At 39.7% G+C, this 26,661-nt stretch carries 19 protein-coding genes, 2 pseudogenes and 1 riboswitch; of the genes and pseudogenes, 10 read left to right on the top strand and 11 right to left on the bottom strand.

Going from position 1 to position 26,661, the window contains the following annotated elements:
- Positions 1–107: 107 nt before the first annotated feature.
- The 4 genes from AC0VZ4_RS12420 to AC0VZ4_RS12405 all read right to left on the bottom strand — a co-directional run bounded on the left by AC0VZ4_RS12420 (position 108) and on the right by AC0VZ4_RS12405 (position 5,297).
- The gene (locus AC0VZ4_RS12420) at positions 108–1,091 is read right to left on the bottom strand and encodes an alpha/beta fold hydrolase (protein WP_475441654.1); all 984 of its coding nucleotides are present in this window, start codon (positions 1,089–1,091) and stop codon (positions 108–110) included.
- A gap of 15 nt (positions 1,092–1,106) precedes the next feature.
- Entirely contained in the window at positions 1,107–2,726 is a 1,620-nt protein-coding gene (locus AC0VZ4_RS12415; RefSeq protein ID WP_475439728.1) for an IS1634 family transposase, read from the bottom strand.
- A gap of 336 nt (positions 2,727–3,062) precedes the next feature.
- Positions 3,063–3,851 carry a nucleoside-binding protein gene (locus AC0VZ4_RS12410; protein ID WP_149602436.1) on the bottom strand — a complete coding sequence of 263 codons (789 nt, stop codon included), beginning with the start codon at positions 3,849–3,851 and terminating at the stop codon, positions 3,063–3,065.
- A gap of 132 nt (positions 3,852–3,983) precedes the next feature.
- Positions 3,984–5,297, bottom strand: coding sequence for a Na+/H+ antiporter NhaC family protein (locus tag AC0VZ4_RS12405; protein WP_182769608.1), 1,314 nt, complete (start codon positions 5,295–5,297; stop codon positions 3,984–3,986).
- A 354-nt stretch (positions 5,298–5,651) separates the two neighbouring features.
- On the opposite strand from AC0VZ4_RS12405, the gene dapB reads away from it, so the two are divergent.
- The 6 genes and pseudogenes from dapB (at position 5,652) to ribB (ending at position 13,954) form a co-directional block, all read left to right on the top strand.
- Positions 5,652–6,455, top strand: a complete 804-nt coding sequence (dapB, locus tag AC0VZ4_RS12400; RefSeq protein WP_475439821.1) for a 4-hydroxy-tetrahydrodipicolinate reductase — start codon at positions 5,652–5,654, stop codon at positions 6,453–6,455.
- 361 nt (positions 6,456–6,816) lie between these two features.
- The gene (carA, locus tag AC0VZ4_RS12395) at positions 6,817–7,953 is read left to right on the top strand and encodes a glutamine-hydrolyzing carbamoyl-phosphate synthase small subunit (protein WP_004335400.1); all 1,137 of its coding nucleotides are present in this window, start codon (positions 6,817–6,819) and stop codon (positions 7,951–7,953) included.
- Positions 7,954–7,969: 16 nt separating this feature from the next.
- On the top strand, positions 7,970–11,188 hold the full coding sequence (gene carB, locus AC0VZ4_RS12390; RefSeq protein WP_033037722.1) for a carbamoyl-phosphate synthase large subunit: 3,219 nt from the start codon (positions 7,970–7,972) through the stop codon (positions 11,186–11,188).
- Positions 11,189–11,236: 48 nt separating this feature from the next.
- The gene (gene greA, locus AC0VZ4_RS12385; RefSeq protein WP_342863608.1) at positions 11,237–11,713 is read left to right on the top strand and encodes a transcription elongation factor GreA; all 477 of its coding nucleotides are present in this window, start codon (positions 11,237–11,239) and stop codon (positions 11,711–11,713) included.
- Positions 11,714–11,871: 158 nt separating this feature from the next.
- Positions 11,872–12,806 (top strand): annotated as a pseudogene (locus AC0VZ4_RS12380) (S66 family peptidase).
- A 76-nt stretch (positions 12,807–12,882) separates the two neighbouring features.
- Positions 12,883–13,054: riboswitch (FMN riboswitch) on the top strand.
- 246 nt (positions 13,055–13,300) lie between these two features.
- Entirely contained in the window at positions 13,301–13,954 is a 654-nt protein-coding gene (gene ribB / locus AC0VZ4_RS12375; protein ID WP_008134744.1) for a 3,4-dihydroxy-2-butanone-4-phosphate synthase, read from the top strand.
- A gap of 80 nt (positions 13,955–14,034) precedes the next feature.
- On the opposite strand, the gene AC0VZ4_RS12370 is transcribed toward ribB, so the two are convergent.
- From AC0VZ4_RS12370 to AC0VZ4_RS12355, 4 genes and pseudogenes are all read right to left on the bottom strand, one after another.
- The gene (locus AC0VZ4_RS12370) at positions 14,035–14,691 is read right to left on the bottom strand and encodes a nitroreductase family protein (RefSeq protein ID WP_475439820.1); all 657 of its coding nucleotides are present in this window, start codon (positions 14,689–14,691) and stop codon (positions 14,035–14,037) included.
- A gap of 51 nt (positions 14,692–14,742) precedes the next feature.
- Positions 14,743–15,723 carry an ISAs1 family transposase gene (locus tag AC0VZ4_RS12365; protein ID WP_475441653.1) on the bottom strand — a complete coding sequence of 327 codons (981 nt, stop codon included), beginning with the start codon at positions 15,721–15,723 and terminating at the stop codon, positions 14,743–14,745.
- Between the two features lie 555 nt (positions 15,724–16,278).
- Positions 16,279–17,028 carry an IS5 family transposase gene (locus AC0VZ4_RS12360; protein ID WP_475439649.1) on the bottom strand — a complete coding sequence of 250 codons (750 nt, stop codon included), beginning with the start codon at positions 17,026–17,028 and terminating at the stop codon, positions 16,279–16,281.
- A gap of 101 nt (positions 17,029–17,129) precedes the next feature.
- Positions 17,130–18,154 (bottom strand): annotated as a pseudogene (locus AC0VZ4_RS12355) (zinc-binding alcohol dehydrogenase family protein).
- A 133-nt stretch (positions 18,155–18,287) separates the two neighbouring features.
- Between AC0VZ4_RS12355 and AC0VZ4_RS12350 the strand changes: the two are divergent.
- The 3 genes from AC0VZ4_RS12350 to rhlP all read left to right on the top strand — a co-directional run bounded on the left by AC0VZ4_RS12350 (position 18,288) and on the right by rhlP (position 20,690).
- Entirely contained in the window at positions 18,288–19,223 is a 936-nt protein-coding gene (locus tag AC0VZ4_RS12350) for a LysR family transcriptional regulator (protein ID WP_475439819.1), read from the top strand.
- 13 nt (positions 19,224–19,236) lie between these two features.
- Positions 19,237–19,581, top strand: coding sequence for a VOC family protein (locus AC0VZ4_RS12345; RefSeq protein ID WP_475439818.1), 345 nt, complete (start codon positions 19,237–19,239; stop codon positions 19,579–19,581).
- A gap of 314 nt (positions 19,582–19,895) precedes the next feature.
- The gene (rhlP, locus tag AC0VZ4_RS12340; protein WP_475441652.1) at positions 19,896–20,690 is read left to right on the top strand and encodes a rhombotarget lipoprotein; all 795 of its coding nucleotides are present in this window, start codon (positions 19,896–19,898) and stop codon (positions 20,688–20,690) included.
- Positions 20,691–20,794: 104 nt separating this feature from the next.
- On the opposite strand, the gene AC0VZ4_RS12335 is transcribed toward rhlP, so the two are convergent.
- The 3 genes from AC0VZ4_RS12335 to AC0VZ4_RS12325 form a co-directional block, all read right to left on the bottom strand.
- Positions 20,795–21,601: a dienelactone hydrolase family protein gene (locus tag AC0VZ4_RS12335; RefSeq protein WP_475441651.1), complete on the bottom strand. Its 807-nt coding sequence runs from the start codon at positions 21,599–21,601 to the stop codon at positions 20,795–20,797.
- Between the two features lie 230 nt (positions 21,602–21,831).
- Positions 21,832–24,981 carry an efflux RND transporter permease subunit gene (locus AC0VZ4_RS12330; RefSeq protein ID WP_475439817.1) on the bottom strand — a complete coding sequence of 1,050 codons (3,150 nt, stop codon included), beginning with the start codon at positions 24,979–24,981 and terminating at the stop codon, positions 21,832–21,834.
- A 2-nt stretch (positions 24,982–24,983) separates the two neighbouring features.
- Positions 24,984–26,162 (bottom strand): efflux RND transporter periplasmic adaptor subunit, encoded by a 1,179-nt coding sequence (locus tag AC0VZ4_RS12325; protein WP_475439816.1) that lies wholly within the window; start codon positions 26,160–26,162, stop codon positions 24,984–24,986.
- A 169-nt stretch (positions 26,163–26,331) separates the two neighbouring features.
- Between AC0VZ4_RS12325 and AC0VZ4_RS12320 the strand changes: the two genes are divergently transcribed.
- Positions 26,332–26,595: a YkgJ family cysteine cluster protein gene (locus AC0VZ4_RS12320; RefSeq protein ID WP_475439815.1), complete on the top strand. Its 264-nt coding sequence runs from the start codon at positions 26,332–26,334 to the stop codon at positions 26,593–26,595.
- Positions 26,596–26,661: the final 66 nt, after the last annotated feature.

Below are 26,661 nucleotides of genomic sequence, written 5' to 3'. Positions count from 1 at the left end.
GCGCTTTACTATTTGAAGTAGTGTACGTTTAGTATTAATGCGTAATTAAAATAAAACCCCTGTAAGTATTTTACCTACAGGGGTTTTATTTTAGTTTTTAAGCGTGGTTATTCAGCATAAAGTGCTTGTTTAAATATATTTTTAAAGCGTTCGAAATCTTCAATGTGCGGCAGATGCCCTAAGTTATCCAGCTCGAATAATTGTGCGTCAGGGATAAGTGTTGCAGCGTGTTTGCCTAATTTATCATATCGACCAAGCTCGTAATTAACACCCTCTTTTTTCCAGTTACGGGCAGGGCCGGTTCTATCCCGCGTACCTATAATTAATTTAACCGGCATAGTTAAATCTTTAAACTCGGTTATTACAGGTTGAGTGAAAATCATATCGTATGTTTTTGCATTCACCCATGCCATTTGTTCTTTATCTGGCCCTTGTATTTGCCCTGTTATAAAGTCGGTTAAGGCTGAATATGTGGCATTCCACTTACCATCGTAGTAATTTTTTTGTTGATATTTTCTTACGCCTTCCGGCGTTTTTGAAAACTCGTTTTTATAGAAAAAATTTGTATCTTTGTAATCAACATACTGCAAGTAGTTTTCAAGCCCAATAGGGTTTAATAAAATTAGCTTTTTAGTTGTATTTGGATACATTAATGCAAAACGACTCGCTAGCATTCCACCCATTGAGTGCCCTAATACAATCGACTCTTTTATATCAAGTGAGTCCATTAACGCATGAGTATGATGAGCAAGAGCCGCAAATGAATACTGGTAATTAGTTGGCTTAGACGACTTACCAAAACCAATTTGATCTGGAATTAATACCCCATAACCTAAAGATTGCAGGTATTGCGCAGTGGTAGTCCAGTAATCTGCATTAAAGTTTTTGCCATGCATAAGCGTCACTGTAGGCATGTCGGATTTGGTAAGCTTTAAGTAAATATAGGCCATTTTAAGAGACTGTTTTTGTGACTCAATGTTAAAGTAATTTACTTTAAAGTCGTACTGATAACTGCTTAAAAGTGCATCATAAGAAAGTGAAGAGGTATCTTGCGTTGTGCTCGCTAATGCATTGTTTGTTAATAACAACAGGCATTGATCAGACCCCTAGGCAACTTTTTGGATTTTATATAAATGCAACGCATGTCCACCAATGAGCCTTATTATCTTTTCCCTGAACTCATCAAAACCATCCAAGCTGATTTTGTCGCCTTGCTGGAGTAGATTAATTCCCTCAAAACACTGAAAGACCCAACGTAATGTTGGGTTAGATATTTCTTTATTGATTTGATTCGCTATCGTGGCTTTTTCTTTTTTCATATTCGCTCTCATTCGTCTTTGCGCGATTGAATAAACTAACAATGAAAGTGTCATCACCATCAACAGAGCATCTATTCTACTTGGCTTTTTGATAAATAATGATGAAACAAAAAACAAGGGGTCTTTTAAAAACCTAAACCCTTTTTCTACTTCAGATTGTGCTTTGTAATGCTTAAGTAAACCTACTGGTGAAAGGGCTTCTTTATCAATATTCGTTGCTAATACGAAGCATGACTTTTGTTCTACAATCTGTTTTATTGCGCTTTCGTTTTCTTCAATTTCTGCCGTGATTTGCCATTCAATATTTTTTACTGGCGCATCTTTTTTAGGTCGCCCTTTACCTTCATAGACTTTATGCTTAATAAATTGCTGAGTCGCTATTTGATGATGCTTCATCTTTTTCGCTAATTTATCTAATGCGCGTTGTGCGTCAGTTTGACAAGCGAAACGTTGAGCTTGTAAATGGAAGAGGTCTTTTTTGATGCCTGTGTGTGCTCGCTCAACTTGTCGAACAATGCTTTTTTGTGCTCGGCTATTAGCTGCTTTTGAATAAATAATCATCCATCTTTGCTTTATCCCCATATGCTCAATCTCTTCAACAACATATTGATAGTTATCATCAATATTAACCCATTGGTTGGCTGCTATGGCTGTACTTATAGAGGATTTTTCAAGAGAAATTGTTGAAGGTACTAGCGTGAGAAATTGAATTTTGGTTAAAAACTCAGCATTACTTTTATGATAAAGTTTACAGTCTGCCACAAGGTATTTAGGAGCTTGGCTTTTTTTGAACTCGTCAACAAGCGCCTTACTTCGCGCTTTAAAAATAGCGGTGTCTGCGCTGTTACCATCCCAGTTTTTACATGCAAGCGGGATCCCACCATCTTGGCTAACAATGATTTCTTGTACGACTTGTTTTAAATCAGGACGGTGAGCCTTGCTATAGCCATGAGTAATTTTAATGACGTTTTCATCACTATCTCCATCATCAAAAGCATATTCACCTGTCAGTGAGTGACTCGTTGTATCAAGTGATTCAAAGGTTTTATCAACTTGTTCTATTTCACATGCTTGTCCGGAGACTAATGAAAATAAGCTTTCACAGCCAAACTCGAAGCATTGATCGAGAGTTCTACCAAGTTTGTGACGATTAAAATGTGATGCTTGAACCCCTTCACGAAATAAATGTTCAAGAGGCAAGTTAGTAAAAAATTGAGGGCTGAGTGATAAAGGTCGATTGGCAAAACCGAGTCCATTCATGATCATGCCTTTTACAGCTTCACCGGGGGTGATTTCTTGTTTATCGTCTTGAGGTAAGTATTGATCTAAAAGGCTGACAATTTTTAAGTCTTCTATAACACCTGAAACAATACCGTGATGGTCTAACCGTTTGATTTTTAGATTCATATACACCTCAAAGTTGAGATGTTATTTTATCAAATTAAAGAGAATTAAGCGTTTAAATTAAATCGAAATTTTTGAAATTGGTCTGATCAATGTCTGTAACAATAAAGTAGAAAAGCAAATAACTTTAATCGACGACATTTGGTTACTCCAATTAAGGACAAATAATATGAGCTCTAATATATAAAACTCAGAACAATTCATTATAGTAACCAAACATTAAGTACTATTCAATTGAGGCTTTGTCATGCTCAACGTTGTTTAATTTGGAGATGAAAAAAGCGAAGCTAAAATAGAGCTTCGCTTATTAATGTAGGGTAAAACGAGTATCGTTAAAGCTTAAAACGTCCACTCAATATGGATTTGTGGCACTGACTCAGTGACTTCAGTACCTAGTTTATTGTGCCAGTATTGTAATTCCATACCCAACAGTAGTGTGTTTTCTTTCATTTGAAGAGCGTGGCCCATATCCCATACTAAAATAGGCTGTGCGAGTATCCACGCCTCTACATCGTTACCAAATTCATCTTCACGCTCTGCAATGTATTCAGCGTGGCCTTTAAAGCTAAATTTTTGTGAGCCAATATTAAAAGGGTATTCAAAGGCAACATCAAGCATCCAGCTATTTGTTTCAATAGGAGCCCCGCCTTTTGCTACACCTTCACTATCGTCAATGTAGGCTGTGAACAGCGTTTGAAAAAAGTTAAACCCAGGTACATCCCAGCTTAATTTAACACCAGGCAAGTATTTCATTACTTTAGCGTCGCCAGCAACGTTAATACCACCGGTAAGGCCCACATCTAATAATGCGCCTGCGCCAATTTTTTCGCCGCTAATGGCCGATAAGCTTACCGTTGAATACCACTCACCATAAAAATCAGCATCTTGGTAACCATCATCGGTATCGTCTTTACTGTAATCGATAAAAAAGAAGTTATCGCCGTAATCGTAACCCGATGCATGTTGAACCGAGTAAACAGTGGTGTTTGACTCTTGCTCAGTGAATGGGTTTTTTTGGTCGCCATTATTAATATGTAGTGCTGTGCTGCTCCAATTAGCCGCAAAAGCAGAAGACGATAAAGCAATTGATGTAAAAGTAACGAGAGGAAGTAATTTTTTAAATTTCATATCTGTATTTAACTATAATTTTAGTGACACGCGAAGGCGCGCATTATAGCAAAAGTGATTGATATGTAGAGTATTATTTTAACATATGTTGCAGCTTACTTATTAAGCTGCAACATAGTGTCGGTGTTTAAACTATGCTTTATTACGGCGTAAGCAAATAACTGCAATGGCTGTAAATGCTAAAATAAAGCAGTAATAAGAAGACGTTGATACTTCCCAAGGGCTTATTTTAAACGTAGCGCCAAGTAACAATGCTTGTGCGCCGTATGGTAAAGAACCCTGCGTTACACAAGCAAAAATATCTAGCAAACTTGCAGAGCGTTTACCGCTTATTTCACCATCATCAGCAAGCTTTTTAGCAATAGGTCCGGCCACAATAATAGATACGGTGTTATTGGCAATACAGACATTACTTGTTAAAACTAACGCAGCGATACCTAATTGATCTGCCACTTTACGGTGCCATTTTGCAATGATTTTAGTAATTGCTTGAATTTTTTGAGCAATGTAATCAAGGCCACCATTAATACGAATAAATTCAGATAAGCCACCAATAAACATTGATAGTAAAAATATTTCCTGCATATCGGTAAAGCCTTTGTAAATGTCTTTTACAAAGCTTGCGCCTTCATAACTTCCTGTAAAGCCCATTAATGCGGCAAAAATAATACCGCTAAACAACACTACAAAGACGTTCAAGCCAGCAACTGCTAGCACTAAAATAAAGGCATACGGAAGCACTAACCAAATATCGTAATCCTTGGTTTCAACAACTTGAGCAGCAGGTGTTAAATAAAACAATAAGCCAATAGTCAGTATTGCAGCAGGGACAGCAATTTTAAGATTCTCTTTAAACTTGTCTTTCATTTCACAGCCCTGCGTGCGCGTAGCTGCAATAGTGGTGTCTGAAATAATAGATAAGTTATCGCCAAACATAGCGCCAGATACAATCGTACCGGCCATTAATGCTGGATCTATACCTGTTTTAATTGATACCGCATAAGCGATAGGGCCAATGGCGCCAATCGTACCCATTGACGTACCCATTGCTGTTGATACAACCGCTGCAATTAAAAATAAACCAGGGAGTAACAACGAAGGTGGAATAAGCGATAAGCCTGCATTTACTACCGCATCTACACCACCGGTTGCACTGGCAACGGCAGAAAAAGCACCCGCAAGTAAGTATATTAAACACATGGTAATAATATTGTTGTGTCCGGCACCTTTAATAAAGGTTTCTACACATTGGTTTACCGTGCCTTTATTTAAAATAAACGCAAGCATGATGGCGGGCAATATAGCAACAGGTGCGGGTAGTTGGTAAAAAGCATAATCAACCCCTTGCGATTGCAAATACAAACCTGAGCCTAAAAATAGCGCTACAAAGGTAAGTAGGGGAAGTAAAGAAAGTATTGCTTTGTTTTTATTAAATGATGGCTGCATCATAATCCTCATAACCAGTAAAATTTATCACAGCCAAAACTCCTCTTTTAGCTGAATTTAGCAGTACAACTTTTTATTTTAAAAAGTTGTTAGCCGCAGCGTCCGCAAGCCAAAGACCAAATCGACGCGAAAGAGAAGTTTAAATGTATAGATGGCTAAAGTAAACTGGTATTGTTATTATTATTAAATTAAAAGGTCACCTGACTATTGCATGACTTTTAGATAATATCTATAAAGCAACGCGATTTTCAGCGATTAATATTTATCCAACTGCATAAAAATACCCACCTGCGTATTTTGCAATGTCCGGATATATAGCTAATAAACGGATTCAAATTAAATTAGGTAAAAACCATGACTACAAATCGAATAGGTGTTTTTGGTGCTAACGGTAGAATGGGCTTAGCTCTATTAGAAGCCGCGACAATTAAAGAACAAACACAACTTACAGGTGCATATGTTCGAAGCAGTTCATCGCTATTAAGCATTAATGTAAATCAAGTAAATAGCGCAGCCGACAGCAGTGTTAGCTTTAGCGACGAAAGTACAATAGATGATGTAGATGTTTTAATCGACTTTACGCTTCCCGCTGGTATGAAAAACCATTTAAAAACCGCTGTAGCACAAAAAATTCCTATGGTTATTGGTACAACAGGTTTAACAAATGATGATATGGCGCTATTACACGATGCTGCTAAACATATCCCTATTGTATTTGCGCGAAATTACAGCGTAGGTGTCAATGTATTACTCAACCTTGTGCAAACTGCAGCGACTAAGTTTGGTGACGATTTAGATATCGAAATATTTGAAGCGCACCACCGTCATAAAATAGATGCACCATCGGGTACCGCACTGGCAATAGGTGAGTCAATCGCGCAAGCGAAAGGCTGGGATCACGACGAGGTTGCGGTATATGACCGAAGCCAAGTAGAAACAGCTAAATCTCAAAATGAGATTGGTTATTCTGTCCTAAGAGGGGGCGATATAGTAGGTGAACATACCGCATACTTCGCTACAATGGGCGAAAGGCTTGAATTAACACATAAAGCAAGTTCGAGAATGACATTCGCTCTAGGTGCTATAAGGGCTGCAAGCTGGTTGAAAAACAAACCTGCTGGACTTTATGATATGCAAGATGTGCTAGATCTTAAGTAGTTTAGTTACTATTTTAACTGTTTGGGTCTAATTTCACCTACAGTGACTTATTTGTAACAATTAACCAAATAATGTTAGACCTAAATAGCAACTTCATGTAATATGCAGCCAATTTGCCAAAAATTACTAAATGCGTGTTTCCAATTATACCCAAGTGGCTAGTAAATCCAGGGTTTCAGTGGGAATGAAAATAGTTTTAGGCAAGAAAAATGATTGAAGGTTGAATGCTTTACATCTGCATCATTTAAGACTGCGTAAAACAATTTAAGCTCACAAAAATCTGGTTTTGACGATCCCTCTGGGTATTGGCGGGGTGTTAAGCAATTGCTTACTCCCGTTTTTTACTGTTAGGAGGTTTAACTTGACTAAATCCGCTCTGTTAGTCCTAGAAGACGGCACAGTGTTTCGCGGTACTGCAATCGGCGCTGACGGCATGTCAGTCGGTGAAGTGGTATTCAATACGTCTATGACTGGTTATCAAGAAATTTTGACTGATCCATCATACGCGGAACAAATCGTAACTTTGACGTACCCACATATCGGTAATACGGGTACCAACAGCGAAGACGAAGAAGCGAATCAAATTTGGGCTAAAGGCCTAGTGATCCGTGATTTGCCACTGCTAGCAAGTAACTTTCGTAACGAGCAATCGTTAGATGATTACTTAAAAGAACGTAATATTTTAGGTATTGCGGACATCGACACCAGAAAGCTAACTCGAATTTTGCGTGATAAAGGCGCACAAAACGGGTGTATTGTTGCCGGTGACGAGCTAGACGAAAATAAAGCGTTACAAGCCGCGCAAGCCTTCCCAGGTTTAAAAGGCATGGATTTAGCAAAAGTTGTCTCAACCAAGGAAAATTTTGAGTGGCGCGAATCAAGCTGGACATTAGGTGAAGGATTTAAAACCCTTGACGCTGCTGATGAAAAGTTTCATGTTGTTGCCTACGACTTCGGTGTAAAACGTAATATCTTACGTATGCTTGTAGACCGTGGTTGTAAACTTACAGTAGTACCAGCGCAAACTTCAGCCGCTGACGTACTTGCTTTAAACCCTGATGGTATCTTCCTATCTAATGGCCCTGGTGACCCTGAGCCATGTACTTACGCTATTGAAGCCATTCAAGCCTTTTTAGAAACCGACACACCTATTTTTGGTATCTGTTTAGGTCATCAGTTATTAGCCCTTGCCTCAGGTGCTAAAACAGAAAAAATGAAATTTGGCCACCACGGTGGTAACCACCCAGTTAAAGACCTAGACCGTAATGTAGTTATGATCACAGCTCAAAACCATGGTTTTGCAGCTCAAGAATCAAGCCTACCAAGTACGCTTCGTGCCACGCATAAATCGTTATTTGATGGAACGCTTCAAGGTATTCATCGTACAGATAAACCTGCGTTTAGCTTCCAGGGTCACCCTGAAGCAAGTCCAGGTCCACACGATGCAGCACCATTATTTGACCACTTCATCGATTTGATGCAAGCGCGTAAACACTAATTTAACTGGAGTAATAATGCCAAAACGTACCGACATAAAAAGCATTCTTATCTTAGGCGCAGGCCCAATTGTAATTGGTCAAGCTTGTGAATTTGACTACTCTGGTGCTCAAGCGTGTAAAGCACTTAGAGAAGAAGGCTATAGAGTTATATTAGTTAACTCAAACCCTGCAACTATCATGACCGACCCTGAAATGGCTGATGCTACCTACATCGAACCAATTCACTGGGAAGTGGTAGAAAAAATTATTGAAAAAGAAAAGCCTGATGCAGTACTGCCTACAATGGGTGGTCAAACAGCATTAAACTGTGCACTTGATTTAGACAAGCACGGTGTATTGGCTAAGCATGGCGTTGAGCTAATTGGCGCAACGGCTGATGCAATCGACAAAGCAGAAAACCGTGAACGCTTTGACGTAGCAATGAAAAACATTGGTCTTGAATGTCCACGTGCTGAGATTGCTCACACAATGGAAGAAGCAAAAGATACAATGACCCGCATTGGCTTGCCATGTATCATTCGTCCTTCTTTCACCATGGGTGGCACCGGTGGCGGTGTTGCTTACAACATGGAAGAGTTTGAAGAAATTTGTGAGCGCGGTTTAGACTTATCGCCAACAAACGAATTATTGATTGATGAATCACTGATTGGTTGGAAAGAGTACGAAACAGAAGTTGTACGTGATAAAAACGATAACTGTATTATTGTTTGTACCATTGAAAACTTTGACCCTATGGGTGTTCACACTGGCGATTCAATCACCGTTGCACCAGCGCAAACGCTAACCGACAAAGAATACCAAATTATGCGTAACGCCTCTATGGCGGTATTACGTGAAATTGGTGTAGAAACTGGCGGTTCTAACGTGCAGTTTGGTATTAATCCTGAAGATGGCCGTATGGTTATCATTGAGATGAACCCACGCGTATCACGCTCATCTGCACTTGCATCAAAAGCAACGGGTTTCCCAATTGCTAAAATTGCTGCAAAGCTAGCAGTAGGATACACGCTTGATGAGCTTCAAAACGATATTACTGGCGGTAAAACTCCAGCATCTTTTGAGCCTTCAATTGATTACGTTGTAACAAAAATTCCTCGCTTTAACTTTGAAAAATTTGCCGGTGCGAACGATCGTTTAACTACGCAAATGAAATCTGTTGGCGAAGTAATGGCGATTGGTCGTAACCAACAAGAATCATTACACAAAGCATTACGTGGTCTTGAAGTGGGCGCAACAGGTTTTAACCCAATAGTTGCACTTGATGACCCTAAAGCGAAAGAAAAAATCATCCGCGAATTACGCGAACCAGGTGCTGAGCGTATTTGGTACATTGCCGATGCAATGCGCCACGGTATGAGCGTTGATGATGTTTACGAGCTGACTAAGGTTAACCGCTGGTTCTTAGTACAAATAGAAGACATTTTAAAAGACGAAGCAAAAATTGGTGAAGTAGGTATGGCTGGTTTAAATGCCGACTTCCTACGTAAACTTAAACGCAAAGGTTTCGCAGATCCACGTATAGCTGAAATTGCTGGTGTATCTGAAGCTGAAATTCGTAAAAAACGTCACTTATTAAACATCGTGCCAGTATACAAGCGTGTTGATACGTGCGCCGCAGAATTTAGCTCAGACACAGCTTACATGTACTCATCTTACGATGAAGAGTGTGAAGCAAACCCAACAGATAAAGACAAAATCATGGTTATTGGTGGCGGGCCTAACCGTATCGGCCAAGGTATTGAATTTGATTACTGTTGTGTACATGCCTCGCTTGCGCTTCGCGAAGACGGCTATGAAACCATTATGGTTAACTGTAACCCTGAAACAGTATCTACCGATTACGATACATCAGACAGATTATACTTCGAACCAATTACACTTGAAGACGTACTTGAAATTGTACGTGTTGAAAAGCCTAAAGGCGTTATCGTGCAGTACGGTGGTCAAACACCACTTAAATTAGCACGTGAGCTTGAAGCTAATGGTGTGCCAGTAATAGGTACTTCACCAGATGCGATTGACCGTGCAGAGGACCGCGAACGCTTCCAACAACTTGTTGAGCGTTTAAATTTACTTCAGCCAGAAAACGCAACAGTAACTTCAACTGAAGAAGCACTACTTAAATCAGTTGAGATTGGCTTCCCATTAGTTGTACGCCCGTCGTATGTACTAGGCGGTCGTGCAATGGAAATTGTATACGACGAAGATGATTTACGTCGCTACATGACCGAAGCGGTACAAGCATCAAACGAAGCACCTGTATTACTGGACCGTTTCTTAGATAATGCGATTGAAGTTGACGTTGACGCAATTTGCGACGGCGAGCAAGTAATCATCGGCGGTATCATGGAGCACATTGAGCAAGCGGGTGTTCACTCGGGTGACTCAGCCTGTTCATTACCTGCGCATTCTTTATCACAAGAAGTGCAAGACGTAATGCGCAAGCAAGTAACCGACATGGCGCTTGAGCTTGGTGTTGTAGGTTTGATGAATACACAGTTTGCCGTAAAAGATGGCAAAGTGTACTTAATTGAAGTCAACCCGCGTGCCGCACGTACGGTACCGTTTGTATCTAAAGCTACCGGTGTAGCGCTTGCAAAAGTAGCTGCTCGTTGTATGGCGGGTCAGTCTTTAGCAAGCCAAGGTATTACTAAAGAAGTGATCCCTCCTTACTACAGCGTCAAAGAAGTTGTTTTACCATTTGCTAAGTTTCAGGGTGTGGATCCAATCCGTGGTCCTGAGATGCGTTCAACAGGCGAAGTGATGGGTGTTGGTGATACTTTCGCCGAAGCATTCGCAAAAGCACAATTAGGTGCAAGCAACACTTTACCACGCGGTGGTCGCGCGTTATTATCTGTTCGTAATAGCGATAAGCCACGCATTGTTGAATTAGCCAAGATTATGACCGACTTAGGTTTTGAACTTGACGCAACGGGTGGCACGGCACACGCTCTTGAAGAAGCTGGCATTGAAGTACGACGTGTAAACAAAGTATATGAAGGGCGCCCGCATATTCTTGATTATATCAAGAATAAAGAGTACAGCTATATCGTTAATACCACCGAAGGTCGCCAAGCGATCGAAGATTCGAAGGTGTTACGTCGTGGTGCATTGCAAAATAAAACCAACTATACGACAACCTTGAACGCGGCTTTTGCTAACTGTACTGCTAACAAAGCAGATGACCGTAGTAAAGTAACGTCAGTTCAAGAGCTACACCTGCGATTGAACTAAGGAAATGTGCCAAGGCCAACTAGGGCCTTGGTGTTAAGTGAGAAAAGTATGCAATCAATTCCGATGACAGTTCGTGGCGCAGATTTACTGCGCAAAGAGCTTAACGAATTAAAAACAGTTACCCGTCCAAAAATTATCGCCGACATTGCTGTTGCGCGTGAACACGGTGACTTAAAAGAAAACGCTGAGTACCACGCTGCACGTGAGCAACAGGGTTTTTGTGAAGGTCGAATTCAAGAAATTGAAGCGAAGCTTTCAAATGTTCAGATAATCGACGTAACTAAAATGCCAAATACGGGCAAAGTTATTTTTGGCACCACAGTAACTATAGTAAATGTAGATACTGATGCTGAAGTAAAATACCGTATTGTAGGCGATGATGAAGCAGATATTAAAAACAACTTAATTTCTGTTAACTCACCGATTGCACGTGGCTTAATTGGTAAACAAATGGACGACGCAGTGTCTATCCAAACGCCAAAAGGTATCGTTGAGTACGAAATCATTGAAGTTGAGTATCTTTAACGCATAACTCACTTTAACGTTTTAAATAAAAACCGATGTAATTACATCGGTTTTTTTATGCATTAAATAAATCACTATACTAATAAGAGTGTTCATATTGCATAAAGAGTAAGCATGGTGATATAGGTACATAATCACTTCATTAAAAGAAACAATCAATGGCTAATATACTTTACCCAGCGCCTTTGAAAGTAGGATCAAAAATAGCAATTTGCTCGCTTTCATCAGGTCTTAAAGAAAAATACCATGCTCGATTAGACATTGTTATAAATGAACTAAAACAACGAGGGTATGATGTTGTTGAAGGGGAGTTTTTACGTCAAAACAAACCACGTGAACAGCTTAACGCAAAAGCGCATGCTCAGCAGCTAATGGTTTTTCTGATGTGAGTACTATTGCATGTGCATTAACAGCTAAGTGCCAATGGGCAACCCTTCACAGCGCTAATCTTATGCAGTTACATCCAGATGAAAAAAATCCGTATAGCTTACAAATATTTGAAACTCTGACCTACGAAGCCGGTAGTAAATTTGAGCAAGGTCCTTCTTCTTTATATCAAAAAAATAAGCCTGATTACGCGCAAAACCCGAACGAATTACTCAGCCCGAGTGAGCCCACAAATTGGCAATGTTTAAACTACACAGATAAACGTACCATAGAAATGTCTGGTCGGTTATTTGGTGGGTGTTTAGATACCGTAGGTTTATTGCTTGACTCGCCATTTTTAGCGCTGCATGAGTTTAAAAAGGACAGTGCGCCCGAAGGGCTTATTTTATACCTCGAAAACTCAGAACTTACACCAACAACCGTTGCACGATTTTTACTGTCATTGAAATTAGCCGGCATATTTGATGATATCAATGGCTTGGTTTTAGGGCGAAGTGAAATAACACAAGGTCATTACGATGCCTTTGATTATCGCCATGCGCTTGATGTTGCGCTAGGTGGGTGTTTATTTCCTGTAATTTTTGATGCCGATATAGGGCACGTTCAACCTAACTTAAATTTGGTCAATGGTGCTACCTGTACGCTAGTTGCTGATATAAACGAAGGTATAGTAGATCGCGCACCGTTAAATATTCAACTTTCGTAGTTTTTATTGTATTTAGTTTTGAAAAACAAATAAATACAAGCGTATAATATGCCTACAGCAAGTGCTAATGCTTACTGTAAATTCTCAGGGCGGGGTGAAATTCCCCACCGGCGGTATGTTTAATGTTTTTTATGACTTAAACGAGCCCGCGAGCGCTTTATTTAACTTATTTTAGGTTAAGTAAAGGTCAAGCAGATCTGGTGAGATGCCAGAGCCGACGGTTACAGTCCGGATGAAAGAGAATATGGCTTATTATACTAAAACCAATTTTATTAAAGACATGACCGTTGTATCGCGTTAAGTGAGCTATTTTTCTTTGCGCTATAATTAGTCACTAATTTAATGTTATTGGTATAACAGTGTGCGCTGCATTTTGCTGCGTGCTTTTTGTTATTTTATTTAAGCTATTTTGGTAGTGATCGCTTTAAATTTAAGTGATGTATTACTGATCCTTTCACAGTCCTGAATCTATTATTTTTATTTGGAATATAATGATGATTCAGTCTCTACTTACTCAATTCGGCGAAAGCCATACCCGCGTACAAAGCGCAATCACTGCACTACAGCAAGGCCAAGGCGTACTTGTTGTTGATGATGAAAACCGTGAAAATGAAGGCGACTTTGTTTTTTCAGCTGAGCACCTAACGACTTCTCAAATGGCCGAAATGATCCGCGAAGGCAGCGGCATTGTTTGCTTATGCATGGGGGAGGAGCGCATTAAACAGCTCGACTTACCGCAAATGGTAGCTAACAATACGAGTCAAAATAACACCGCTTATACAGTCACTATTGAAGCTAAGCATGGCGTAACAACAGGTGTGTCTGCTGCTGATAGAGTAACTACTATAAAAGCAGCGACAGCCGATAACGCCAAACCAAGTGATTTATCGCGCCCTGGGCATGTATTTGGTTTAAAAGCACAAACGGGTGGCGTATTAGTGCGTCGTGGTCATACCGAAGCATCCGTTGATTTAATGCAACTTGCTGGCTTAAAACCATTTGGCGTAATTTGCGAACTAACAAATCCTGATGGTTCTATGGCGCGCTTACCTGAGGTGAGTGATTATGCTAATAAACATAATATGACTGTGGTTTCTATTGAAGATTTAGTGCAATATATTCAGGCTGCACAGCGCAAAGTAAGTTAAACTGCTTTCAAGCAAAAAAACCACTTATTTAAATAAGTGGTTTTTTAATATTGTTATCATTTAAGTTTATAACGTATTACTTATAAAACCTGAATAACTTGCTCTTTTGCTAAGCGAGATTTAGGTAATTTAGCATTATAATCTTCAGCGCTATCATGATAGCCAAGTACTAATGCGACGTCGCATACGTAACCATCAAGTTCTTTTTCAAAGACTTCGCCAATCAGCTCGGCATCTACGCCTTCCATTGGAGTTGAATCAATGCCTAAACGTGCAGCGGCATGCATAGTGTTACCCAGTGCAATGTAAGTTTGTGCTTTAGTCCACTCTTCATTAACGCCTTGCTCATCAGTATTCATATCAACAAACGCATAAGCACCAAAAGCTTGTTCGCGATTTTCTGCTTTAGTACGGCCATTTTTAATATCTGCATCAATAACTTGTGCGTAGTCATCGCGAGTATATTTAGGATTGTGAGCGAATAATATTATATGCGAAGCTGTTTTAATATGTGGCTGGTTAAACGCAAATTTATTAGCAAATGTACTATGCATACGCTCTTTAGCCTCATCTGATTCAATTACGATGAATTTCCAAGGCTGCGAGTTAATAGATGATGGAGATAGGCGCATAGCTTCGTAAATAACGGCTAAATCGTCTTGAGATACACGTTTCTTTGCATCGTAACGTTTTGCTGTGTAACGCTTTTCTAAGTCATTAATAATAGGGTGAGTCATTAGTTTCTCCATTGAGTAGGTGTTTTACCAGGGCAAGAGCATGAAAAAAGTCTATGCGTTCAATACCTTTTCAAGGTAGGCTGTACTGCGCATAGCTTTTTTCTGTTTTGCGGGCATGCCTTTACTAAAGCTTTTTTCTGCTTTTAGCTGATTAAATGCGATGTGTCTCAGCCCCGCAAATACAGGTGCTGCACCTTCGCGCCTAATTCGACACTCATCTTCTTTAAATCCTACATCTAAACGCCAATGTAATCCATTTTCTATTTGCCAATGTTGTCGTGCTCCTCTCGCGAGTTCTTCCGCTGTTAAATTCGCTGAACTAATATAGTATCTATAGCATAACTCATTGCTTAATTTACCTTTTTCTTTTCTATAAGAAACAATAACACCCACTGTTTTTGCACCTTCCCAGTGTATCGTTTCTGATAAACCGCTCACGTTATGGCTCACTGCACAGCACCTAAATTCTTCTCTATTTTTTTGATAATCGGCTTCGTTAAACAAGAGCCCATCAGATGCTTGTTGTGCTACCTCAGGTAATAACACATCTTCTATTTGTGACAGTAGCTTTTTATGGTTTGCTTTTACCGCAAGTAAGTAATCGGCTTCTTTACCAACTATTTTTTTTGCAATTGATTTTTGACACCCCATAGCGTCAATCGTTACTAAGCAGCCTTTTATCTCTAATAATTCAAGCAGCTCTGGCAACGCTTTTATTTCATTCGACTTTTTATCAACAGGGCATTGTGCCAAAACAACACCATTTTCGCATGCAAATGCACTGATCATATAAAGTGCATCGCGTCTATCTGATTGATTAAATGAACCTTTCAATCGTTTACCGTCAATAGCAACTACACCGCCTTGAGTTAATTTGGAGCAGGCTTTCATCCAAGAAGAAAAGGAATCTTGGAATTGCGTCATGTCAATACGGCTCATTACACGAGCAATTGTGTCATGGCGAGGGATCCCTTGTTCAAGAAGAGCATATTTTCTGAGCCAATCTAGTCTATCATGACCAAAATCTTCAATCTCTTCCCAGCCCTGACAGCCTGATACAACAGCGCTAACAGCTAAGAATATGATATAAATAGTTTATGAACAACTTTACCTTGTTGGCGAGGGTCGTCGATTGATTCGAAATATTTAAATAGCTGAATGTTAGGCATGGGGATGCTCCTTAAAAAAGGAGTATAAGATCATACTTTTAAGTCAAGGTAAAGTTCGTGATCTTGCCCTAGGTGTTTTACCAGTATTTACTATGTTGAGTCAGTTTTAGTAAAAACAAACCCTTTTAAAAATTTATTACAAAAATAATATCGTGTTTTTAAATCACTCTACTTATTTAATTCAATTGATACCTACGTAGAGTAAAGTCTATCAATATAGCTAGGTACGGATAGTAGTGGGTTATTACAATATGATAAACAGGTACATGGTTGAATCATTATCAAATATTATTAGGTAATAGTTTCTTTAATAAATATAAATACAGCCATAGCCACCCCGAAATATTGGCTGAAGACACCAATTACATTGGTGCCTTCAATTAATTCAGGCAGCGCGTATTTAGGGGCTGTTGATCTTTCACATTGGTAGCCAAATCATTGCACATGCCAGCGCTAACATACTCTCAAACTGTAATTTCAATTTATCGTACCTTGTCGCTATAGCACGGAAGTGCTTTAGCCTTGCAAAGGCATTTTCAACTAAATGCCTATATTTATATAAGCACCAATCAATATCACCATTACCTGTTTTTGAGTTTTTCTTTCTAGGGATCACTGGGCTTGAGTTTCTCTCTCGAACCTTATTTCTAATGACTTCACTATCATAGCCTTTGTCTGCGATAACAAAATCGCCTTGGGGCAATAATTCAATCAGTTCATTTGCCACTTTACTATCATGAACATCGCCGCCTGTAATAATAAATTCAATTGGTAAGCCATAACTATCAACAGCTAAATGAATTTTACTTGTATTACCGCCACGACTTAATGCTATCGCTTGTTCTTGTTGAGACGCAGCACCTGTACTGTGTTGATGTGCTTTAACATAACTGCCATCAATGAATTCCCACTCAGTGTCACTATTGGCGGATAATGATTTGAACAACCTTATTAATATTCCTTTTTTAGACCAAAGTAGAAATCGGCGGTAAATAGTATTCCATAAACCAAAACACTCAGGGAGGTCACGCCATGGGCAACCAACACGTAAGCGATATAAAATTCCTTCCATCGTTTGTCTGTGTTCAAGCTTGTTATAAACTCTATCTTCAAGCAAAATTGATTTTAGCTTCGACCACAACTTATCAGTGAGCATTAATCGGGGCATGGTAATCTCGTAAGGTTTGTTTTTGGCGAAGTAAATTATACGAGATTACCGCTTACGCACAAAATTCAAACAAAGATCAACAGCCCCTAGTATTTATGGAATTAAAAACCTTCCAACACTATTTTGCCAATAGAGCGACTTTCTTCAAGTTCTGCGTGTGCAATACGCAGGTTAGCCGCATTTATAATGCCTAAATTTTTACCAATCGTTGTTTGAATATGGCCCTGATCAATTAACTCAGCAACATGATTTAATAACTTACTTTGCTCAATTAAATCTTTGGCATTAAACATTGAGCGGGCAAACATAAATTCCCAATGTAGAGATAAACTCTTCATTTTTAATTTACTAACGTCTAGTGACTCAGGGTCGTCAATCATTGCAATTTTACCAAATGGTGCAAGTACCTCTGTATACGCTTCAAAGTAAGTATCAGTACTGTGCAGACTTGCTACATGTGTTACCGAGCCAATGTTTAATGCGTCAATTTGAGCGGGTAATGGTTTTGTATGATCAACGACATAATCTGCGCCTAGTTTTTTAACCCATGCTTGTGAGCTTTCACGCGATGCAGTGTCAATCACCGTTGCGCCAGTAATCGCTTTAGCAAGCTGAATAAAATAGAACCAACGCCGCCTGCGGCACCTGTTACTAAAATAACTTCGTCTGATTTTGTTGTTGAATCAGCTGCTTGTTTTACAATGTTTAAATGCTCAAATAATAATTCGTACGCTGTTATTGCAGTAAGGGGTAATGCAGCAGCTTCAGCATCGTTTAAGCTTTGTGGTTTGAACCCTACAATGCGCTCATCCACTAATTGAAATTCTGCATTACTACCTGGGCGGGTAATATCACCTGCGTAGTAAACAGCATCGCCCGGTTTAAATGCCGTTACAGCTTCACCTGTTGCAACCACTTCACCAACGGCATCCCAACCAATAACTTTTACTTCACCATCAGCAGGGGGCATAGATGCACGCACTTTGTAATCTGCTGGGTTAACCGCAATAGCTTTAACTTTAATTAATAAATCGCGACCTGTTGCAACTGGCTGTGGTAATTCAACATCAATTAACGATTCAGGATTAGAAACAGGAAGAGATTTTTTATAACCAATGGCTTTCATAATAAGTGTCCTAATTTGTTTACATATAAGGTGCAAGCCATGCTTTGGCTAGCTGATGGATATATAGTAGACCTTGCTTTAATATAGATAAACCGCATAATTGTTGAATCATTATCAAATAAAAATAGATAATATGAACATAGAAGATTTAAAACTTATTTTAAAAGTAGCTGAGTTTAGAAGTATTACGCTCGCAGCTGCTAAGTTAGATATGCGTACAGCCACAGCAAGCGCTGCTATTAAACGTGTTGAGGCCGCCCTTGGTAGTGAGCTATTTGTTCGTACAACACGTCATTTAAGGTTATCGGCTGCTGGGGAGCGCTACATACCACAATGTGAGCAGGCTTTAGCTGTACTTGAGCTTGCAAAGCAAAATCTAAAAGGTGAGCATGACGAAATTGAAGGGGAGTTGCGCGTTGCCCTTTCATCTGACTTAGGCCGTAACTTAGTGATCCCATGGATTGATGAACTCATGGACACTTATCCAAAGCTAAGTTTAAGAACGCATATAAGTGATAGTAATATCGACTTTTACCGTGACTCAGTTGATATAGCGCTTCGTTATGGCTCGCCTAATGATGCTAGCGTTTATGGATTCAAAATTTGTAACGTACCGCGCTTGTTATGTGCAACTGACGAATATCTCTTACAAAACGGAACTCCCGTGCATCCTGATGATTTAGCATCGCATCAAGGTTTGTTTTATCAGTTGCAGGATATTATAAATAATACGTGGGAATTCACCGATGGTGAGTCAAAATATAAAGTTAAAATGAATGGCAGACGCGCCTCAAACGATGGCGATTTAGTAAGGCGCTGGTGCGTTGCGGGTAAAGGCTTGGCTGTAAAATCAGCCCTTGATATAGCCGATGATTTACTCAATGACAGGGTGGTTACTGTAATGCAAGATTATCAACATGTTAATGGTGAACTTTGGCTTATTTGCCCAAGTAGGCAGTCAATAACCCCAGCGGTTCGTTTACTACGTGATGCATGCAGAGCAAAATCCCAAGCTATTTTGCAGCAGTTGGTAAATAAAGGAATTATTGATAAAAGCGTACTGAGCTAATTAAGGAAGATTTATGCAAGTTGATGATATTAGAATTTTTATTCCCTGTAAAAATTATGAGCAATCTCAGCGCTTTTATAAAGCGCTTGGATTTAAGATTGAAGATGCCTCAAATGTTTTATGCGTGTGTACTTTTGGCGAATGTACGTTCTTTTTACAGCGTTATTATAATAAAACGTTTGCTGAAAACTTAATGCTGCAACTTTGTGTGTTAAATATAGATGAAGCATATGAACTCATTAGTAACCTAAACGGTTTTGATATCCGTTTTGAGGGTATAAAACGAGGGCGTGTTGAACTTTATGGATTGAAATTTGTTCAATCTAGGGGCGATTTAATCGCGGCGCAGGGTTTGTAACCTAGTGGGCTAAGTAAAAACCGAGCAACAAAGAGTCAATCGCCCCTAGAAAGAACCCAAAGGGCAGCGTATGTTTGGTCTTTATGCTACGTTATCGCCTATGTATGGGGAACAACCACATATCATAGGCTCTGCCTTGCCTAAATACCAAACACACAGCTGCAAATTCAACCACCAAAGGTCAACACGCCCTAGACCCTTGGGGTAGCGTTATTTACTTATGGGGACCATCGGGTGAGCTTTGGCACGTAACTGAATTAAATTAAAAATAAAAAGGAATAAATGTGAAATTTAATAAATATATAATTATTTTTATGGCGACCTTACTTGCTTCTTGTAGTTCGTTTGTGAGTAACAATACAGGTAAAAATACACAATCTAGTAGCTTAATGGACTTCTTATATCCTGATCAACAAAGCCGCTCTACCTATAAACCTGAGATACCTGTTTTAAAACTCCCTGTTACCGTCGGAATTGCATTTGTACCGTCTAAAAACTGGCAGCCAGACGGGTTAGAGACCCAAAACCAAGTCGAGTTACTCGAAAAAGTCAAAAAGTCATTTCTACAATATGATTACATTGACCGCATTGAAGTTATACCAAGTACCTATTTAAAAGGAGGTGAAGGTTTTGCAACACTCGAGCAAGTCGGGAGGCTTTACGATGTAGATGTAATGGCACTAGTTTCATATGATCAAGTTACGCAATCGTATGAAAATAATGCAGCCTTACTTTATTGGACAATAGTGGGTATGTACGTTATTCCAGGTAATGAAAATACAATTCAAACCTTTGTGGATACAGCTGTTTTTGATATTAAAAGTAGAAAAATGTTATTTAGATCACCAGGTATAAGTAAACTTGAAAAAAGAACAACAGCAATAGGTATTGATGAAACGTTATCTGAAAAGTCGGCTGAAGGTTTTAATCTAGCAGTTAGTGATATGACTACTAATTTAGATGCAGAACTATCAAGGTTTAAAACACGTGCTAAAGAAGAAAAAATTGCAAAAGTCGAGAATAAAGATGGCTCTAGCAGCGGTGGCTCTTTGAGTATTTATTTACTCGTTTTGTTGTCGTTATTAGTTATGCGTACTAAAAAAGTTTAAAGTTGATAAAAAACCAAGTATTTTTAATAATGCCACCGGCTTAGAGCTGGTGGCATTTATCGTATTCGTTAACTTAGCTTTTTATTAAAAAACTCAACGGTACGTTACCATGCAAGCTCGGCATTGTCTTTATCATAGCGACCTGTCGAGTCGTTATGAAAACCATGATTTGCTCCTTTATACATATGCATAGTGTATTCAACATTATTAGCTTTTAAATCTTGTTCGTACTGTGGCCACGACGCGTTTACACGTTTATCCAGCTCGCCTAATTGAATCATTAACGGTGCTTTAATATTTTTACGTAAACTTTTACTGGCGGGAGTGCCGTAAAAAGGCACGCCAGCGCTGATTAAATTACTATCTACAGCAGCTAAATAATTAACAATGTAGCCACCAAAACAAAAACCGACAGCGCCTACAAAATCGTTTTGAATTTTAGCGCGTCCCATGGTTTTTTGCATAGCACGTCCTTCATCATCGTTACCAGGGTAGCCACCCAGTGGAAAAAGTGCATCAGGTGCAAATGCAATAAAACCGACCTTAGCTAAACGCCTTGCTACATTCTTTACGTACGGGTTTAAACCACGGTTTTCGTGTACCACGAGTACAACAGGGAGCTTACCTTCTATGTTTTTAGGGGTTGCTAAGTAACCTTTGCCTTTACCGTGCCCGTCTGGCGAATCAAATTCTTCGTACGTTGCTTTAATATCATCGTCATTAAACGACACTTGTTCAGCAAAGGCGTAATTAGGTAATAATGCTGATGTAAGTACAGCCATCGAAAAGCCAAGTGCAGCAAGACCACCGAGTTTTTTCATAAAAGTACGTCGGTCCATTAAACCGTGGGCGTATTCGTCATACCAATCAAAGGCTTCTTGAGGAATATGATCAGAGGGAGATGTATTTATGGCTGTTCCTTAACTTTATTATGTATATTTATTATTTAAATACCATAACGTATTAGGGATAAAAAACGAGCAATATTTCTCTCAATTATTAGGATTGTTAATAAATCCTGCTTGTTAAATAATGGGTAGTAGAGACAGTATTAGCAAATAGGCGAATATTACCTTTAAGCTAAAAATAAAAAGCTCGGCATATAATATGCCGAGCTTTTTTGGTTGGGATATTACTTAATTTAACTATTTGTAGGCGCTGGTTGGGCATCTACTAGTGGTGGCTTGCCACGCATTTTACGAACTAATCGTTTAGCATCTTCTAGTGCAACATACTGGCACGGTATAAGTATCAGTGTAATTACTGTGGCAAATAACACACCAAAAGCAAGTGATACAGCCATTGGGATAACAATTTTAGCTTGTAAACTCGTTTCAAAAATAATTGGCATTACACCAATAAAGGTAGTGATTGAGGTGAGTAGTATTGCCCTAAAGCGACGAGCACCGGCTTGTACTACTGCATCTTTAATTGCAACACCTTCGGCGCGGGCTTTATTTACAAAATCAACCATAACGAGGGAGTCATTTACGACCACACCCGCTACAGCAATAATGCCAAACATAGATAAGCTACTCATAGTCATACCTAAAATCATATGGCCAAACATAGCGCCCACTACACCAAACGGAATAACCGACATTATAATAAGTGGCTGCGAGTAAGAGCGAAGTGGAATCGCTAATAAAGCAAATATAATCATCATTGATATACCAAAGTCACGAAACTGTTCTGAAGCGCTATCCATCTCTTCTTGAATGCGCCCAGCTACATCACTTGTAACGCCAGGGTAGCTTTTAAGTAATGTTGGTAAGTATTCGTCACGAATTTCCTCAGCAATCGCAAATGGTTCGGCTTGGTCGGTATTTACCGCAGCCCATACGTTTACAGTGCGTTTAGAGTTTTCGCGACGAATACGGTTTACACCGTCAACCAATTTAACTTCGGCTACTTCACTTAGCGGTACTTCAGCGCCTGTAGGCGTAATAATACGCACACTTGCTATGTCGCTAATTGAATTACGTTCGTCTTCTGGGTAGCGGATCATGACTTTAATTTCTTCGCCTTCACGCAATATTCGCTGCGCTTCTAAGCCGTAGTAACTAAAGCTAACTTGCGATGCGACATCAGCAAGCGTTAAACCCATGCTATAAGCGAGTGGTTTTAAATCAAGTTGCACTTCGTCGGTGGCACTTTGCATTGAGTCGTTTACGTCGCCAACACCTTCCATTGTTTGTAATTTAGCTTTTAATTTACCAGCCACTTCTTTTAGCTCGTTAGCATTTTTGCCTTCAAGTTTAAAGCTAACGTCGCCATCATCTCGACCGCCATTCATTATACTGTCTTGAATGGTCATGGTTTTAACGCCAGGTAAAGCGGGCATTTGCTCGCGCCATAATGCACTTAGGGCAAAGGTGTCGATAGGGCGTAAATCAGGCTCTACCAAAATAGCCATAATATTTGCCTCAGTTCGCCCGCGCAGGCTTACGGATAAGTCACGGATCATCGGTTTACCGTATTGTTCTTGTAGTTGCTGATCGACCTTTAACAACACGCTTTCTATTTTACGTGCGGTTTCAAGCGTTGCTTGCTCAGATGAAGCAAGGTTCATTTCTATATCAATACGAGGAAAGTCGTGCGGTATTTTTGGGTTTGGTACAAACTTAACTAAACCACCTGCAAACATACCTGCGCTTACAATAAGCAAACACATAAAGCCGACAATCACTGTATAGCGATAATGAATACAGCGGCTAACAAAAGGAAGGTAGTAGTTATTCACAAAGCCTTTTAAGCTGCTATCAATCACCATACGTAAGCGATGTAATAGATTCTTAGGGTTTGGTTTACGTGGATTCATTGCTGCAATATGCGCAGGTAAAATTAGTTTTGATTCAATGAGTGAAAAAATCAAACATAAAATAATAACGCCACCAATGGCTTTAGAAAAAGCAGCACCAGGGCCGGTTGCGAGTGTTTGTGGTAAAAATGCCGCAATAGTCGTTAGTACACCAAAGGTCGCTGGCATCGCAACACGTTTAACACCGCGTACTACGTTATCAAGTGTGTGGCCGTATTTTTCTATTTCGGCACTGGCTGACTCGCCCACAACTATGGCGTCATCAACAACAATCCCGAGTACAAGTATAAAGGCAAAAAGAGAGGCTAGGTTAATTGTTACATCTAAAAAGCCAATAGGCATAAACAAAAAGGCGCCCAGAAAAGACACCGGTAAGCCCATCATTACCCAAAATGCTAAGCGTAGCGGTAAAAATAGTGCCAGCACTATCATTACTAACAAGCCACCCCAAATCATGTTATCGACCATCATATCGAGTTGACCTTCAAGGTAGTAAGTTAAATCAACAATAGGAGAGAGCTTAACGCCTGCAGGTAAAAGTGGCTCTTTAGTTGCCATGTAGCTTTTAAGGACTTTTGCTACATCGGTAATGTCTTGATCTTTTGATGCGTTTACTTCAAACGAGAGTGAATTTTTACCATTGTATTTTGAATATTGTAGACCTTCTTCAAAGCCATCATTAATAGTTGCTACATCGCCTAAATAAATTTGTGCGCCATCAGCAAGGGTAATAAGTGGCAGTTTTTCAAACTCAAAACCACGGTAGGCTTGTTTTTCAACACGCATCGAAATATAACCATTTTCAGAGCGTATTTGCCCCGCCGACATATTTGCCGAAAAGTTTTGCACCGCGCCTGCAATATCTCTAAATGTTAAGCCATATTCGCGCAGTTTATCGGGGCTGACTTCTATACCAATTTCGTATTCTAAGCCGCCGTTAAAATTAACAAGATTCACGTGAGGCAGTGCTTGTAGCTCGTCTTTTATATCGTTACCAAGCTCTTTTAACTGGTAATTACTCATGTCGCCGTAAAGCGCGAGTATCATTACTTCTTGCTCAAACTTATCGCGGCGAACAACAGGGCGTTCCATCCCTGCAGGAAAGGTGTTTATTGAATCAACTTGTACTTTAATTTCATCAAGTACTTCTTGTGGGTTGTATTGTTCTTCTATTTCAATCCAGGCTTGTGAAAAACCACGGTTAGAGTAAGTAATTAGGCGTTTAATACCTTCAATACCTTCGAGGTTTTCTTCAACTTTTATGGTTATGCCTTCTTCAACCTCTTGCGGGGCTGCACCTGGGTAAACTGCTTGTACGCTTATCCAGTTGCTTTCAAACTGTGGGAACATTTGTTTGCGAATGGTCATCGCCATTAAGATACCGCCCACTAATATAAATATCATTAGTAGGTTGGCTGCAACGGGATTTCGGGCAAACCATGCTATTAACCCTGTTTCACGAGTGTTCATGATTATTCCTCTTTCAGCGCAAGTTGAGTTACATCAGTTTTATCAGGCGCAATATCTTCAATTTTTACTGCCATACCTTCAGTTGGGTATTCAAGCGCTGAGGTAACAATTTGCTCGCCATTGTTTAACCCTTGGCTGGCTATAATCATGCCGTTTTGTTCGCGTATAATATTGAGGGTTTTAAACGACAATGTTAAATCGTCATTTAAAATTACAATTTTATTATCTTTAACTAAGTGGTGCGCAACAATAATTGCGTTATCAAGCGGGCGACCTTCAATGGTAGCGTTAATGTACGAACCAAAACGAAGAGGGCGTGTTTTATCGCCATAAGGTGTTGCAAGTTGTGCTACCAAATAGCTCATGCGGCTTGTTTGATCAACCACACCTTCGGTGCGAATTACTTTGGCTTGCCACATTGTTTGTTTACCTGCGTATTCTGCGTTAAATGTAACATTTGAGCCTACGCCGCCATTTTTTAAATATTGCAGTTCTTGATCGGCAACCGGTAAACGTACCTCTGCAACTGAGGTTGCGCTTAGTGCGCCAAAACTATTACCTGGGTTTACTACTGACCCCAAGCTAATTGTGCGCTCATTAATAATGGCATCGTATGGGGCTTTAATATAAGTACGTTCAAGATTGCGGCTAGCACGTTTAACACTTGCTTGAGCAGAGCGGTAACGCGCTAGTTTTTCGGCCAGTTGTGGTTTACGTAAATAAAGTTCTGAGGCAATAGCTTCGCTTGAGTCTGACTTAATACGCTCCCACTCAGCTTTCGCTACATGTGCTTGTGCGCGTTCTATTTCAAGTGCTGAGCTTGCTTGTGCTAAACCTGCTTGCGCTTCAATAAAGTCTGCCTCGTAATCATTTGCATCAATTCGTGCTAAAATATCGCCTTGCTTTACAAACGCGCCTTCAACAAATTGATCTGATACCGAAATAACCTGCCCACTAACTTGTGCTATTAGCTCGGTACGATACTTGGGTTTAACAATGCCGTACGATTTAACATCGAGCGTTATAGAATCTAAAAGTACGCTTTGTGTTGCTACTAAAGGACGTAAATCTTGCTCTGGCTTTTCTTCTGGTGGCTGTTTCATCATCTTAAAGGCTATAGCTAGCGCAATGCCGCCTGCTAAAACAGCGATTGGGAGTATTATTTGTTTTGTAGTAGCCACAAGGCATTCCTTCATAATAGTTGGTGACAGAGCAATAATACGCAATAAAGTGTTTACAAGCTGTTTTAAGATGTAACAAAGCATTACATATGTGTGTTGCAACTCAATATGCGGTTAATTACGTTCCTAAAAAGGAATTAAAGTAAGTGTTTTTTATTCAGAGGTAATTATGAAAACCGAATCGATGGAGTGTAGATTAGGCTGTGGCGCATGTTGTATTGCACCCAGTATTAGTTCGCCTATTCCAGGTATGCCAAATGGTAAAAAAGCCGGAGAGCGCTGTATTCAGCTGGACGAACGTAATTTATGTAAGTTATTTGGTGATGAAAGTCGGCCTAAAGTGTGTAGCGATTTTAGCGCCACGTTTGATGTGTGCGGGTCAACAAATGCACAAGCCCTAGCGCTTATTACAGAGCTCGAAGAGCTCACTTAATCCTCATTTTTAATACACATCTATTTACACTTATCTATTAGTGAGTATTTATTTTAAGTAATTAAA

This window comes from Pseudoalteromonas sp. QJM3NY_22, assembly GCF_056173065.1.
Note: the sequence above shows the minus strand (reverse complement) of the source record. Positions and strands in the feature narration are given on the sequence as shown.